Annotated in this window: 14 protein-coding genes; 8 read left to right on the top strand and 6 right to left on the bottom strand. The window is 64.9% G+C overall.

From position 1 onward, the window contains the following. Positions 1 to 167 precede the first annotated feature (167 nt). Entirely contained in the window at positions 168 to 1775 is a 1608-nt protein-coding gene (locus ACODSP_RS20380) for a tyrosinase family protein (RefSeq protein WP_488967383.1), read from the top strand. A gap of 49 nt (positions 1776 to 1824) precedes the next feature. On the opposite strand, the gene ACODSP_RS20375 is transcribed toward ACODSP_RS20380, so the two are convergent. From ACODSP_RS20375 to ACODSP_RS20365, 3 genes are all read right to left on the bottom strand, one after another. Beyond that, positions 1825 to 2436 carry a hypothetical protein gene (locus tag ACODSP_RS20375; protein ID WP_488967382.1) on the bottom strand — a complete coding sequence of 204 codons (612 nt, stop codon included), beginning with the start codon at positions 2434 to 2436 and terminating at the stop codon, positions 1825 to 1827. Then, positions 2433 to 2954: an RNA polymerase sigma factor gene (locus tag ACODSP_RS20370; RefSeq protein WP_488967381.1), complete on the bottom strand. Its 522-nt coding sequence runs from the start codon at positions 2952 to 2954 to the stop codon at positions 2433 to 2435. The genes ACODSP_RS20375 and ACODSP_RS20370 overlap by 4 nt, the downstream gene beginning before the upstream one ends. 267 nt (positions 2955 to 3221) lie before the next feature. After that, positions 3222 to 5150, bottom strand: a complete 1929-nt coding sequence (locus ACODSP_RS20365; RefSeq protein ID WP_488967380.1) for a hybrid sensor histidine kinase/response regulator — start codon at positions 5148 to 5150, stop codon at positions 3222 to 3224. A 343-nt stretch (positions 5151 to 5493) separates the two neighbouring features. Between ACODSP_RS20365 and ACODSP_RS20360 the strand changes: the two genes are divergently transcribed. Both ACODSP_RS20360 and ACODSP_RS20355 read left to right on the top strand, forming a co-directional pair. Further along, on the top strand, positions 5494 to 6225 hold the full coding sequence (locus ACODSP_RS20360; RefSeq protein ID WP_488967379.1) for a fimbrial biogenesis chaperone: 732 nt from the start codon (positions 5494 to 5496) through the stop codon (positions 6223 to 6225). Between the two features lie 61 nt (positions 6226 to 6286). Next, positions 6287 to 8857, top strand: coding sequence for a fimbria/pilus outer membrane usher protein (locus ACODSP_RS20355; RefSeq protein ID WP_488967378.1), 2571 nt, complete (start codon positions 6287 to 6289; stop codon positions 8855 to 8857). Here the strand turns inward: ACODSP_RS20355 and ACODSP_RS20350 are convergent. From ACODSP_RS20350 to ACODSP_RS20340, 3 genes are read right to left on the bottom strand one after another with little or no spacing between them, the layout of a single operon-like run. Beyond that, positions 8820 to 10199, bottom strand: coding sequence for an amidase (locus ACODSP_RS20350; protein WP_488967377.1), 1380 nt, complete (start codon positions 10197 to 10199; stop codon positions 8820 to 8822). The genes ACODSP_RS20355 and ACODSP_RS20350 overlap by 38 nt on opposite strands. Positions 10200 to 10204: 5 nt before the next feature. Next, the gene (locus ACODSP_RS20345; protein ID WP_488967376.1) at positions 10205 to 10738 is read right to left on the bottom strand and encodes a GNAT family N-acetyltransferase; all 534 of its coding nucleotides are present in this window, start codon (positions 10736 to 10738) and stop codon (positions 10205 to 10207) included. Positions 10739 to 10745: 7 nt separating this feature from the next. After that, positions 10746 to 11054 (bottom strand): type II toxin-antitoxin system TacA family antitoxin, encoded by a 309-nt coding sequence (locus ACODSP_RS20340; RefSeq protein WP_488967375.1) that lies wholly within the window; start codon positions 11052 to 11054, stop codon positions 10746 to 10748. 147 nt (positions 11055 to 11201) lie between these two features. Between ACODSP_RS20340 and ACODSP_RS20335 the strand changes: the two genes are divergently transcribed. The 5 genes from ACODSP_RS20335 to ACODSP_RS20315 all read left to right on the top strand — a co-directional run bounded on the left by ACODSP_RS20335 (position 11202) and on the right by ACODSP_RS20315 (position 15010). After that, a complete protein-coding gene (locus ACODSP_RS20335) occupies positions 11202 to 12116 on the top strand; it encodes a spore coat protein U domain-containing protein (RefSeq protein WP_488967374.1) in 915 nt (304 codons plus the stop codon). Positions 12117 to 12228: 112 nt separating this feature from the next. Beyond that, positions 12229 to 12657, top strand: a complete 429-nt coding sequence (locus ACODSP_RS20330) for a spore coat protein U domain-containing protein (RefSeq protein WP_488967373.1) — start codon at positions 12229 to 12231, stop codon at positions 12655 to 12657. A 22-nt stretch (positions 12658 to 12679) separates the two neighbouring features. After that, entirely contained in the window at positions 12680 to 13099 is a 420-nt protein-coding gene (locus ACODSP_RS20325) for a VOC family protein (RefSeq protein ID WP_488967372.1), read from the top strand. A 137-nt stretch (positions 13100 to 13236) separates the two neighbouring features. Continuing rightward, a complete protein-coding gene (locus ACODSP_RS20320) occupies positions 13237 to 13812 on the top strand; it encodes a MarR family transcriptional regulator (RefSeq protein WP_444732994.1) in 576 nt (191 codons plus the stop codon). 4 nt (positions 13813 to 13816) lie between these two features. Beyond that, positions 13817 to 15010, top strand: coding sequence for a DUF2336 domain-containing protein (locus ACODSP_RS20315; protein WP_488967371.1), 1194 nt, complete (start codon positions 13817 to 13819; stop codon positions 15008 to 15010). Positions 15011 to 15012: the final 2 nt, after the last annotated feature.

Raw genomic sequence — 15012 nt, 5'->3', positions numbered from 1 at the left:
TTTGCCCTGGGGAGGGGTAAACTCGTCTCCCCCCCGCCCCGACGACCCCCACAGCACCCATCCAAAGGCATAGATCAAAAAACCACCATTCCGCGCATGGGCGCGTGACTTATTCGCGATCATGCCCTACCCTGCCCTCCACCATTTGGCATGGGGAGGATAGGGTTATGCGCGTATCACGACGCAATGTGCTGGCCACCGGCGGGGCGCTGGCGGGGCTGGGGGCGATGAGCGGGGTGGCGGGTGCCGCCACGAAGAAGCTGCCCGCCCCGTGGGTCCGCTATGATGTGTGGAGTGAAGATGGCCGGCGCATGCTGAAAGGCTATGCCACCGCGATTGAGGCGATGCTGGCCCTGCCGCCGACCCATCCGCATAACTGGTTCCGCACCGCCTTCACCCATTACATGGATTGCCCGCATGGCAATTGGTGGTTCTATGTCTGGCATCGTGGCTTTCTGGGCTATTTCGAACAGACGGTGCGCAAATATTCCGGCATGCCCGATTTCGCCTTCCCCTATTGGGACTGGAGCCAGAAGCAGGCTCTGCCCGATGGTATGTTCGACGGCGTGCTGACACCCGTCGCCGATGCCTTCGCCAGATATTCCAGGGACCTGCCGACCTTCACCAATTTCATCCAGGGTCCGCTGGAAGCCTATTACAACCGCCTGACGGCAGCGCAGAAGAACCAGCAGAACCTGCGCGGCAACACCAATTTCCAGAAGCTGTGGGACGGCGTGGCCGCGACCGGCGGGGTGAAAATCGGTGACCGCGCCTTCGCGCCGACGAACCTTTCACCCACGGAGAAGGCCCGTTACCCGACCCGCGCCAACCCGGAAATCGCCCCCAGCGTCGCTGTGCTCTGCCTGCCGGGCAATATCGCCGAGGGCCTGGCACCGATCCTGTTCAACAGCTCCGACCTGTCAAAAAGCTTCACCAGCGTGAAGGCCGCCTCCCACAATGTCACGCCGCCCGACGGTTCGGTCTTCTCCAAGCTGGAGGGGGAACCGCACAACAAGGTCCACAACTTCATCGGCGGCGCGTTCGATGGCGAGGGCAACTGGGGCAAGGGTCCCTTCGGCAACATGACCAACAACCTGTCGCCCGTCGATCCCATCTTCTTCCTGCATCATTCGAACATGGACCGGCTGTGGTGGATGTGGGAGGAGAAGCAGAAGGCCAAGGGCCTGCCCACCTTGCCCACCAACAAGGAGGAGCGGGCGCAGTTTGAGCGTGAACCCTTCCTGTTCTTCGTGAACGACAAGGGCGAGCCGATCCTGAACGGCAAGGCCGGCGATTATATCGATCCCAAGCAGTTCTGGTACTATTACGGCCCGCCGGTGGACCCGACCCTGCCGAACCTGGTGGAGGAGTTGAAGAAGAAGCCCGCCCCCACGCAGCGCCTGCTGGCCTCGGCACCCGATAAGAAGTCGGTGGATGCGCTGGCCCAATGGCCCATCGGCCTGAATACCACGAAGCTGCAGGCCATCATCACCTTCACCCGCCCTGCCGAATCGGCCCGCGAATATGCGCTGGTCGTCAATGCGCCGGCGGATCTGAAGGTGGCGGGCTTCGACAGCCCTTATTATGCCGGCAGCATCTCCTTCTTCGGCAGCCACACATCCGACATGCAGCACCGCGTGACCTACATCGTGTCGCTGGCCCCGGCGGTGGTGGCCAAGGCCGGCGGCCAGATGAACTTGCGCCTTGTCCCCACCCCGGCCTGGGCCGGCTCCACCGAACCGCAGATCGAAGCCCTGGAATTCCGCGGCTCCTGATGATCCGGGCACCCGGCGGCATCCTCATCCGATGCCGCCGGGCCGTCCTTCAACCAATCCCCTCCTCATACTGGCGCAGCAGACGGCGCAGCCGCTCCGCCTCCGGCTTCAGTACCCGGAAGTAACGCACGGCCATGATGCCGCCCGACAGGCCAAATCCCACCGTCGCCAGCAGGGCGAAGTCCCGGATATTGCTGCCCGTCATCTTGCCCACATCGCCCAGCTGCATGACGGCCAGCCCCAGCGCCGACAGAAAGATCGGCACCACCACCCCCATCACCCGCAAGCGCCCCATCGCCCCTTCCACCTGCGACAGCAGGGCGCGCAGGCTGCCCGGCAGGTTTTCGGGTGGCGGCGTCACCGCCCCTTCCCATCCCCGCCGTACCACCACGGCCAGGACGGCCCAGGCAATGGCCAGCAGCAGCAGGCTGCCCCATTCCCGCGCGGGATCGACATTGCCCCGCCCGGCGATGCCATAGGCCGCCACCAGGCTCCATCCGCCCAGTGCCACGCCGATCAATCCCATGCGCAGGCGAAAATCCCGGCCCCGTCGCGCCACCTCCGCCATGGCACTGTCGATCAGGTACAGGCCCGCCGCATCCTCCGCGCGGTTGGCGGCCCCGGTCCAGGCACGTTCCAGCCTTGCCATATCCATGCTCATATCTCTTCCTCCTGCGCTTCGATCTGGGATATAATTCCTGTCAAACGGGCCTTGGCCCGTGTCAGGCGAACGCCGACATTGCTTTCGCTCAGATCATGCATCTGGCCGATATCGCGGTACGGCACCCCGTCCAGCGACAGCAGCAGGATCGACCGGTCCAGCGCCGGCAATTGCCGGATGGCCACGTACAGCCGATCCAGCATCCGCACCTCATCCGGATCGGCGGACAGGGCGCTGCGCCGCATGGCCTCCGCCGCCGCCTCGGCATCACGCCGCGCCTTCCCGCCCTGGCTGCCCTGCCAGGTCAGCGCCCGGTTATGGGCGACGCGATAGATGAAAGTGACGGGCTGGCTGTCGCCCCGAAAGGCCGGCAAGGCCCGCCAGACGGCAAGCATCAGTTCCTGCAACAGGTCCGGCTGGTCGGCAGGGGGGGCAAAACCCCGCGCGATCCGGTGCAGCAGGGTCAGATGCTCCCGCATCCATTGCCTGAACATCGCCTCGCGTCCCGCATCCATCATCCGCTCCCGTTCGATCCGATGGATTAGACAGGACCCAGCATCCGTTCCTTACAGCGAAAGGACAAAAGATTTTGATTTATACGGTGGCTCCCTCACCCTCCCACGCCTCCCGGCGCGGACCCCTCACCCTCCCTGCCAAGCGGTCGAGGGGCAAACTTCTCCCCTCGCCCACGAACGTGGGAGAGGGAGGGGCCCGGACGCGCAAGCGTCTGGGAGGGTGAGGGCAACCCCGCTCCGACAGTCAGGAAGCCAATGGAAGCAACAGCCCTACGCTGCCGGGTCGCGCACGGGCGGCAGTACCGCCGACAGGGTGGCGATCAGATGATCCAGCTTGATGGGCTTGGCCAAGAAGGCCTGCATGCCGGCATCGCGGCATTGCTGGCGGATTTCCGCCGACAGGTTGGCTGTCAGGGCAACGATGGGCACCTGCGCGCCCTGTCCGCCCATGGCGCGCAGCCGTCGTGCGGCCTCCAGCCCGTCCATGTCGGGCATGGACAGGTCCATGATGATGGCATCGACAGGGCGTTCCTTGACGATGGCGATGGCATCGCCGCCATTGCCGGCCTGCAGAACCTGCGCCCCGCGCTGGATCAGCAGTTCGGTGGCCACAAACCGGTTCACCTCGTCATCCTCCACCAGAAGGATAACGGGACGGCCCGTGGCAACGGTGGGCAGGGCGCCCTGGATGGGGGCGTCCTGGCGCGGACGGTCCACGGCCAGCGGCACCAGCGGCAGGCACAAGGTGAACTGGCTGCCTTCCCCCGCTTCGCTTTCCACCGTCAGGCTGCCGCCCAGCATGTCGGTCAGGGACCGGGCAATGGCCAGACCCAGTCCCGCCCCGCCGAACCGGCGGGTGCTGGAGCTGTCGGCCTGGCTGAACACATCGAAAATCTGGTCCAGTTTTTCGGATGGGATGCCGACGCCGGTATCCACCACCTGGAACCGCACCCAATGCATGGGCGACGGCACGGCCAGGCCCGGCACCGACCCGGGCGCCTCCACCCGGTCCACCGACAGGGTGACCCGGCCCTGGTCGGTGAATTTCACGGCATTGTCCAGAAGGCAGAGCAATATCTGGCGCAGACGCTTGGCATCGGTCACCACGCCCGACGGCACCCCGTCGCCCGTCCGCAAGGACAGGATCAGGCCTTTGCGCTCCGCCCGCGGCCCCACATTGGACATCAAGTCGCCCAGCAGCAGGCCCAGATCGACAGGCCCCTGCTCCATCTCCAGCCGCCCGGCCTCCAGCCGCGCCATGTCCAGCACATCATCGATCAGCGTCAGCAGCGAGGCGCTGGAACTGCCCATCACCTCCAGCAGGCGGATCTGACCGGCATTGAGATTATGCGTCTCCAATATCTGAAGACAGCCCTGGATGGCATTGATGGGGGTGCGGATTTCATGGCTGATGGTGGCCAGGAATTCGGACTTGGCGCGGTCGGCGGCGCGGGCCTGCTCGGCCGCCACCTCCGCCGCGGCGCGTTCAGCGGCCAGCCGGTCCGTCATGCGCAGCAGGGCACCGCCCGCCGCCCCCATGGCGATGGCCATCACCACGAAGGGCTGAATAAAGTCGATGAGACGGTTGCCCAGCGTGGCCGGGTCGAACGCGTCCTGCGGTCGGTTCAACAGGATGTCCAGCCCATAGAGCGTATTGGCTACCAAGGTGGCGGCCACCGCGCCCAGAAGCACCCATTCCGGCACCCGGCGGGGATATATCCGCAGCAGCGACAGCAGCGCCATCGCCAGCACCGCCTCGATGAAGCCGACATTCAACAGTTCGCGCAGGACCCCGTCACGGCGCAGCAGGGCCAGCCCGACCAGAAGCGCCACCAGCGCACCCGCCGACAGCCAGCGGCGCCAGCGGTACCGGTGGCCGGCATAGATGGCGACCCCATGCGCGAACAGATAATAGGCCAGATTGTAAAGACAATCGGCCAGCAGCGCGGCAACGGCCATGACCGGGTCGGTGGGCGTGCCGACAGTCTCCAGCAAAGGGATGGACAGCATCACCGTGACAAAGGACAGCGCCCACCACAGCGCATAGGTTTCCCGCCGGCTATTCCACCAGATCGCGGCCAGCAGCGCTGCGGCACCCAGAAGGGGGGCCGCATTCACCAACAGCAAAGCGCGTTCAAGATCGATGTTCGTCAAAATGGCAACGGCAGCCATAAACAGAAGATTGAGCAGGGCCGACATCTTGCAACAATGGCGACGAATACGCAATCTTAACAGGCAACATGGCAGCTCATGGCCCCATCTATAGTCGCAGATGCTTTTAATGTGAATCGATGCGTGAACACATTAACATGTATTTTCGTCATTTTTTCCTCATCAACTTGAACAATGCGCCAGTTCGCGGCTATGGTGGGCTGGCGGGATGCCGGGCAGGGCTCGCGCGTTGCGACCCTCTTGTCCCACGCTTCGTTGTGGCAAATCCCGCACGCTTATGATTCAAAGGATTGCCCGATATACTTAACCCATCGGGACAGGTCATGCCGCCGGCGGGGCGGCAGGGGGAACGCCAATGCGGGGCGCGGTCATGAAACATTATCTTCGCGGTCTGATGCTGATGCTGGGGGCAATGCTGCTGGGCACGCTGCCCGCCTCTGCCTTCCGCCTGATCCCGATCGAGATGGAGTTCGAGCCGACAGGGCGCGGCGCCACCCAGATTTTCCGGGTGGAGAATGATACCCAGCTGCCCATCGCCATCGAAATTCACATCACGGGCCGCAAGATGGGACCGGATGGGGAGGATCTGCCCGCCGAACCGTCGGATGAATGGGTGATCTTCCCCGAACAGCTGGTGCTGGAACCCAACCAGAATCAGTCGGTGCGGGTGCAGTGGACGGGCAATCCCAAGCCGGATCAGGAACTGGCCTACCGGCTCATCGCCGAACAGCTGGATGTCGATATCGGCCAGGCGCCGGTGGAGGGGGGGAAGGTCAAGCTGCTGGTGCAGTACAAGGCCTCCATCTATGTCACCCCGCCGGGTGTAAAGGCGCAGATCAATGTCGCTTCCGCCGGCCCGCGTCAGCTCAGCGACGGGGTGGTCATGGAGGTGAAGCTCCGCAATGACGGTACCGCCCACAGGATCCTGAAGGACCCGACCCTGGTGGTGGAAGCGGGTGGCAAGTCCGTGTCCATCCCGACCGACCGCCTGGGTGGTCTGGCGGGCGAGAATGTGCTGCCGGGTGTCACGCGCAGCTTCCTGCTGCCCTGGCCGGGGGACCTGCCCAAGGGTCCGCTGAATGCCAAGCTGAACCTGCCCTGATCGCGCCCGGTCACGCCTTCCCGCCATGCCCCGCCCCCCGCGCTCACGGTTCCGACAATGTTTGAGGCTGGCTGTTGCCGGCCCGTCGGCATTGGCGCTGACCCTGGCGCCGGCCCGGCTGGCCGCCGGCGCGGGGTCGGAGACGCCGACGCCGACCGCCGCCCCCGCCCAGCCGAAGATTTCGGCGGATGAGCTGTTCAAGAAGGCGTTCGGGCAGAAAAAACAGGCGCAGAGCAGCCAGAAGGCTGACCTGCCCGTCTATTTCGACGGGTACGAGATCGGGCAGGTGCCAGGCCAGGTCTCCATCAACCCCGCCGACACGCTGGTCGATCTCAACAAGCTGTCCGAACTGTTGCGCCCCATCGCACAGGAGGAACCGATCAAGGCGCTGCTGGCCCAGGCCGGGCCGGACGGCAATGCCGCGCCCGCCCGCATGACCCGGTCGGGCATCCAGCTGGCCTATGATGGCGGCGACCAGATCGTGAAGGTCACGGTCCCCGCCGCCGCCCGCCGGCCCCGCGATCTGTCGGTGCTGGAACGGGGGGCCGCCGCCCGCGCCTATACCGTTATCCCGCAGGCCGATCTGTCGGCCCAGATGAACATGCGGGCCGCCATCGAATATCTGTCCGTCCCCACCGGCTTCGGCAAGGATGGGCTGGGTCCCCTGTCCGTCTCCATGGAACCCGCCATCAACTGGAAGGGCTGGGTGGTGGAGGGGGAGGTGAATTACCGCGAGGATGCGGTGCGCACCCTGTCGCGCGGCCCCGTCCGCCTGATCCATGACTTCACCGATGCCGGCATCCGCACACAGTTGGGCGATTTCACCATGCCGGTGATCGGCAATCAGGTGGGCCGGGCCGTGGCCGGCATCTCCGTCGCCAAGAATTTCTCCATCCGCCCCTATGACATGGTGCAGCCCGGCGGCAACCGTGAATTCATCCTCGACAATCCGTCGATGGTGGAGGTCATCGTCAATGGCCGGCCCACCCGTACCTTCCGCCTGGAACCCGGCCCCTACAATCTGAACAATTTCCCCGGCGCGTCCGGCACCAATGATGTGCAGATCCGTATCACCGATGCCTTTGGCCGTGAACAGACCATCGACTTCCCCTTCTTCTTCGACAGCCAGTTGCTGGCGACAGGGGTGCAGGAATATGGCTACTCGATCGGCGTGCCGTCGCGGATCGACAATGACCGCTATCTCTATGACGAAAAGGACCCGGTCCTTTCTGCCTATCATCGCGTGGGCGTGACCGACAATTTCACCTTCACCCTGGGCACCCAGACCGACAAAACGGAAACCACGGTCACGGCAGAGGCGCTGGTGGCCACCGGCCTCGGCACGTTCAGCGTGGAGCCGTCGGCCTATCTGCGGCGCAAGGATTGGGGACCCACCGAAACAGCCGCCGACAAGAAGCAGGGCTATGGCGGCACCCTGCGCTACCGCTCCTATTCCAACGGCGCCTCGGTGTTGGACAGTCAGGCCATCACGGCCCAGGTCAGCTGGTATGATCCCAATTACCGCAGTTTCGGTTCCACCTTTGTCTCCAACACCAAGCTGGATGCGGCTGTCCGCATCTCTCAGCCCTTGTTCGAGAACCTGACCACCTCGCTGGGCGGTCGCTACCGCGAAACGCGCGGCAGTTCGGAACGGGACAGCTATTCGGTGGATCTGGCCCTGCGCCGCCGCCTGTTCGAGACGGGCAGCGTCGATCTGACCTTCAGCCATGGCAAGGACGGGTTCGGGGCAAAGGATACGGGCGTCTACCTGACCACCCGCTTCGTGTTCGACAGCGGACGCCAGAGCGCGGGTCTGAATGTCGACACCATCTCCAAGCAGCAGCGCCTGGATTGGCGGTTCCAGTCGCTCTACGCCGTGAATGCCCTGTCGGGCGGGCTGGAAATGCTGAATGAGGGCGGGCAGGCCGGCGACCGGGTGCAGGGCAACCTGAACTACACACATCAGCGCTTCGAAGCGCAGGTGCGCCAGGACACCGTCCGCCGGTCGCTGAATGACAGCAAGGGCATCGAAAGCCGGACCTCCATGACCTTAGGCACGGCGCTCGCCTTCGCCGACGGGCATTACGGTATCACGCGGCCGATCAGCAACAGCTTTGCCATTGTCACCCCGCACCCGCGTCTGGCGGGCAAGGATATTGGCATCGATCCCGTCGATGACCGTTACGCCGCCCAGACCGACTGGCTGGGCGTGCCCATCGTCCCCAACATCTCCGCCTATCTGGTGCGTCCCATCCTGCTGGACGTGCCCGACGCGCCCGCAAACTATGATCTGGGCGATGACCGGCCTGCGGTGCAGCCGGGATACAAGTCCGGAACCATCATCACCATCGGCACCGATGCGGTCGCCTCGCTGGTCGGCACCCTGATCGGCCCGGATGACAAGCCGATGGCGCTGCTGTCCGGCACCTTACGACCGCAAGGTATCAAGGATGCCAAGGATCTGGCCTTCTTCACCAACCGCGCCGGCCTGTTCCGCATCGACAGCGTGCGTCCGGGCGACTGGCTGTTGATTGTGGCCGGCATGGAAAAGACGCCCCTGCCCATCACAGTGGCTAAGGAAGCCGAAGGTCTGGTCAAGCTGGGGCCGCTGCGCCTGCCGGCCCGGCCTTGACCAACGCCTCCAGGTCCGGGCGGCGGTCGGCCCAATCGGTAGCGCACTGGTATGCATGGCCCAGCGTCACCAGCACCGCCTCCCGCCAGGGCGTGGACAGGATTTGCAGCGACAGCGGCAACCCGCCGGCATCCGCGCCGCACGGCACCGCCAGCGCCGGCAGGTTCAACCAGTTCGCCATGCGCACGAACCGGCTGAAGGGCAGCCGCCCCTCATCCGCATCGGCCAGGGCGGGGGCCGGAATGGGCACGGTCGGTGTCAGGATGGCATCATAATCCTGCGCCCAGGCATAGAACCGCGCCTGCTCTTGCCCCTGCACCCTGATCAACCTGGATAGTTCCGCATCCGGAATATCCTCACCCCCTCGCAATCGCCCCAACACACCGGCATCCATTTCGGAACCGAAACGCTCTATCCGTTCCCGCCACAAACGCCAGGCCCTGCCCGCCATCAGCAGGCCCGATGGTTCCACACAGGCCGGCGGATCGATGGCGGGCGCCACCTCCACCAGCTTGGCGCCCAGCGCCTCCAACCGGGACAGGGCAGCCAGATAGGCGGACCCCACGGCGTGGTCCACCCCGTCCAGCAACCGGTCGGGCAGCACAGCCAAGTTCAACCCCCGCGGGCTGGCGGCCAGGGCGGCATCAGCGTCAAACGCCGCCTGCCGCGCCAGCCTCGGTCCTGGCTTCACCGGTCCTGCCTGCGGGTCCCGCATCACGGCCAGCATCCGCGCCACCCGCTCCACAGTGCGCGCCATGGGGCCGACCGTGTCCAGTTCAGGGCAGAGCGGCAGACAGCCGCCCACCGGCACCCGGCCCCACGTGGGCTTCAGCCCCGCCAGATTGTTCAGGGCCGACGGGATGCGGATCGACCCGCCCGTATCACTGCCCAATGCCGCATCGGCCAGCCCCGCTGCCACCGCCACCGCCGACCCGCTGGACGATCCGCCCGCCACCCTTACCGTCGTGGCATCCCAGGGATTGCGCGGCGTCGCCGTGGCCCGGTTGATGCCCCAGGTCCCGAAGGCCAGTTCCACCGTATGCGCCTTGCCCAGCGTCAGCATTCCCGCCCCGATCAGGGCGGCCACGCTGGCCGCATGCGCCGATGCCTCCCCCACCACCGGGGTGCGGCAGCCGCCACCGGTGGGCAGGCCGCGCAGGTCCAGCAGATCCTTGACCGCCAGGGTCAGCCCGGCCAGCGGCCCCTTGGCCCCCGCCCGCCCCTGCCGCCACGCCTCCTCCCGCACCCATTCCGGCTCCACCAGGGCAAAGGCCTTCAGATGCGGATCAAACCGGGCGATGTGGGCAAGCGCGGTTTCAGCGATGGAGGTGAAATCGGTCATGGCTTTCAGGGTCCCAAACTCAAGGAAACATCGATACCGGCGGCCCGCAGCGATGCCGCAATGTCCGCGATAGACCGGAACAGCAGCAACGGGTCATCCCGTGAGGGCAGAAAACCTCGCCTCTGCCAGAACGCAGCGGCTTCTGCGTCGATGGCATTGACCATCAGGGCGCGGCCACCGATCAGCCGTGCACCCTGAACACAGCGGGTCAGGGCATGGGACAGCAGCGCCGTTCCAACCCCGCGCCCCACCCATTCCAGATCGGTGGCCAGTTGACCTAACAACAGGCACGGCATCAGGCTGGGCGGCTGCCCCGTCCTGATGACGCGGGGCAGGACAGAGGGCACGATGGCCGTTGGCGCTAGGCCGTAATAGCCGGCAACCCGTCCTGCCTCATGCACAACCATGACCACCGTGAAGCCCTTCTCCTGGTTGGATAGGGCGCGGTTACGCAGCCAGTGGTCCAGGGCCGGTTTACCACAGGTAAAGCGCGAGACATCATGGCTGACATTCAGCAGTTCCGGCTTGGACATGGCCATCGCCGCTTCACCTCTGACCGGGTTCAACGTCCCACGGGGCCTGACGGCGCAATATCTCCACCATCGCGGGCACCGGCGTGGCCGGGGCCGATACCGCATCCACGAAGGCCGCGAAACCCTCAGGCCCCATCCGGATCAATCCCGCCTCCATCAGCGTATCTTCCGCCGCGCGCACCGCCGCTTCCCGCACGAAATCGGTCCGCGACCGCCCACGCAGCTGGGCCGCCCGGTCAATGATGGCCAGATCGGCATCGGGCAGACGCATCGACAGCGGATGATCCTTACGGCTGGTATTGGTGGCCATGGCGTTCCTCATGGGATGCATCCGCATTAGGATGCCCTATCGTAGTGCTTTTTGCAATACGACCCCTGTTTAGAAGGGTTTCCACTGAAAACCTTGGATCACTTCCCGTCTGCTGGCATTGTCATTGCATCCATCTTTGGTGGTGCCGATGATGCTGGAATGAAAATGCCGATCCTGTTCCGCCCCCTGCCGTTGCTGTCTGTCCTGGCCCTGGGTCTGCTGGCTGTCTTGCCGGCATGGTCCAAGGACAAGGACCGCTGCGAGATCGATATCAGCAGCATCGACCGGATCGAGCCGACGGATGAGTATGACCCTTATTCGGGCGGTGCCACCGGTTATCACCAGATCGAGCTGGAGCATGATGACGGCCCGGCCTGCGCCATCCTGGTCGGCATCGACGATGGCGGCAATGGCAGCCGTGTGCTGGAAAGCTCCAAGGATCGGCTGGTCTATGATCTCTATAAGGACAGCCGCCTTAGCCAGCGGGTGGGCGATGTGCGGGGCAGTGAGTCCAACATGTTCGCCCTGTCGATGGACAGCAAGAATGACGACGCCACCATCCAGTTCTTCTCCAACATCCCTGGCGGACAGCTGGTGCAGAAGGGCACCTATTCCGACCGTGTGACCGTCAATGTCTATCAGCTGATCGACGGCACCCCCTATGGCCCCATCGCCTCGCGCACGGCGCAGGTGCGAACCAAGGTGCGGTCGGTGGTCAGCGCCAGCGTGATCGTCGATGGCGTCACCCGCCCGCTGAACGGTTCCGTCGGCACGCTGGACCTTGGTGACCTGACACGCGGCGGCGGCGGTCGCTTCGATCTCGATATTTCCGGCAATGGCGACTATTCGCTGTCGCTGTCGTCCAGCAATGGCGGGCGGCTGGTGGGCACGGGCGGCGACAGTATCGGCTATCAGCTTTATGTCTCCGGCCGCGCCGTTTCCCTGGGCCGGGGCACCACTGTCGATCTGGGCGGGTCTGGCCGCTATGGGCTGCAGGTACAGACCGATGGTGCGGCACAAGCCCTGGCAGGTACCTATTCGGACAGCTTGCTTCTGACCATCACCGCCAATTAAGATCAGGCCATGATTGACCGTCACGGCGCGGACAAACCGCCGTGGGTGCCCAGAATGGGCGGAAAGGATCGCCATGGCCTGGCGTTTCACAGGACGGGGATATGGTCCCCTGATGCTCATGCTTCTGCTGTCCGCCGGCCCCACCCCGGCCCAGAACAGCGCCCAGGGCACCATCACGCTGCGGGCGTCCGTACCCGCCACCTGCGCCGTCAGCCTGTCGACCGAGAATATTTCCCTGAACCTGAGCAGCGCGGCCATCGTGCCCGTGGCAACGGTGGAGGAGCGCTGCAATGCCGCCAATGGCTATACGGTCAGCCTGTCCTCCAAGAATGGCGGCGCCTTGTCCTCCGGCACGTCCAGCATCGCCTACACCTTGCATTATGGTGACAGCAGCAGCACCGCCGATGGCAGCCTGACGGCGGGCCGTCCCGTGTCGGGCACGGCGCGGCAGACGGTTCTGTCCGTCTCCGTCCCTGCCGGGACACAGCGTCAGGCGGGCGACTACCAGGATACGGTCACCATCGCCATCGCCGCCAAATAGCCCCACCGGAGTCAACCTTCCCATGTCACATCCCCGCTTCCACCTCGCCTTCCCCGTCCATGATCTGGCCGCCGCCCGTGGTTTCTACGGCGATCTGCTGGGCTGTCCGGAGGGGCGGTCATCGCCGGAATGGGTGGATTTCGACCTCTATGGCCATCAGATCGTGGCCCATCTGGCGCCTGATGAATGCGGATCGGCCGATACCAACCCGGTGGACGGGCATGACGTGCCCGTGCGCCATTTCGGCCTGATCCTGGACTGGGACGCCTGGCACGCCCTGGCCGATCGGTTCCGTGCCGCCGGTCAGCGCTTCATCATCGAACCCGGCATCCGTTTCAAGGGCCAGGTGGGCGAACAGGCCACCATGTTCCTGCTGGACCCGTCCGGCAACGCTCTGGAATTCAAGGCCTTCCGTGACGAGGCGATGATCTTCGCGCGTTAATCCCAAAACTTCCAAAAGGTCTATGTCGCATGCCAGGGCAGGAATACGACCTACGCACTTGCGGTAAACGCCATACGCGATAATCTATGGACCGGGCGGGATGGTCTATTGTGGGCCCGACAAGCCAAGAGGCGGTCATGATGGCTGGTGACGAAGGTCGGGGCTTTGGGACGATGATCAAGCTGGCCCGCATGGGCGACGCGCCGATTGAGCATGTGGCGGGCGACCGGGCCGAAGCCCCGGTCAGTGAGGTCGCGCTTTACGCCGACATCGCCCGCGTCATCGATCATATGCAGCGCCGCCTGCATGATGTGGTCCGGGTCGAACTGGGCCGCATCGGCGTGGATGACATCAGCCCGATGCAGGTTCTGATGCTGCTGAATATCGGCAGCGATGAACTGACGGTTCGCGACCTGATGGAACGCGGCTATTATCTGGGGTCCAACGCGTCCTATAATCTGAAGCATCTGGTTGAACAGGGCTATGTGGATCGCGGCGCCTCGGCGCGCGACCGCCGCGCGGCCCGCCTGCGTCTGTCGGAAAAGGGTGAATGGCTGTGTGCGGAGATCGGCAAGTTGGAAAGCCGGCAGGCGGCACAATTGCTGCGCACCAATACCGACGCCACCGACCTGGAAACCACCTATCGCATGCTGCGCCGGCTGGAGCGGCTATGGGGAGATGTCGTGCGCTACGACAACCGTGGCCAGGACTGATCCGATGATGCCCCCCCCGAATTCCGGGGACCCCGACGCGCCCCTGCGTCCCATCCTGCGTTCACGCCTGAACAGCAGCGATGTGGACCGGCTGCTGCATCAGCCCGGCACCAAGCCCCGCATCGATACCATGACCAAGCTGGTCATGGAGATGGAAGAAGGCGACCTGACCGACGCTGAAAAGCGTCTGGCGCTCGACATCCTGCGCGCCTTCGCATCGGATGCAGAGGCAGAGGTGCGGGCCGCAGTCGCCTGGCAGATCCATAACAGCCCCATCCTGACCGCCCGCATGGCGGAAAAGCTGGCCCGCGACGTGGCGCAGGTGGCGGTTCCCATCCTGAAATATGTGGATGGCCTGCCCGAAAAGCTGCTGCTGGAGATCGTGGCCGAACGCGATCCGCAGAAGCAGCTGGCCATCGCCGGTCGCCGCACCGTGTCAGAGGCGGTGTCCGCCGCCCTGGTCGAAACCGGCAATGTCGTCACCGTCGTCCATCTCCTGCGCAATCGCGGTGCCGCCGTGCGGGAGGCGACGCTGACCCGCGCCGCCGAGCGGTTTGGGCAGTTCCGCATCGTGGCCGACAGCATCGCCGCCCGACCAGAAGTGACCATCGCCATCGTGGAGCGCATGATCGCGCTGGTGTCGGAGGATGTGCGACAGCAGCTGATCCGCGATCACAATATCGAACCGGCGCTGGCTAAGCGTCTGGCCGAGGGCGGGCGGGAGACCGCCACCCTGCGCGTGCTGCAGCCCTTGCTGCTGTCACACGAGGATGCGGAGATGGTGGCCAAGCATCTTTACCGCCAGGGCAGGCTGACGCCGCAGGTCTTGTTCCGGGCGCTGTGCGCCGGTGATGTCGAGTTCTTCGTGGCCGGCATGGCGGCCCGCGCCAACATCACGCCACAGGCCGCCGGCATCCTGGCCTGGGATGACGGCATCTTGGGCCTGCATTGCCTGATGGAGGCGGCGAACATCCCCGGCACCCTGACCGGCCCCTTCCGCACCGCACAGCAGGTGGCGCTGGAGACGGAATTCGTCAGTGGCGACTGTCCCCGCGAACATTTCCAGCAGCTGGTGCTGGAGGCCCTGTTCGACAAGTTCGCCGACACGGCGGAGCGGGAGGTGGATGAACTGCTGATGCAGATCTCCGATCAGCCCGGCATCGATATCGGTGCGGCCCTGAACCCCATGCGGTCCTGAGC

The organism is Niveispirillum sp. FG156 (genome assembly GCF_057809555.1).
The sequence above is the reverse complement of the archived record's forward strand: the minus strand, read 5'-3'. Positions and strand labels throughout refer to the sequence as shown.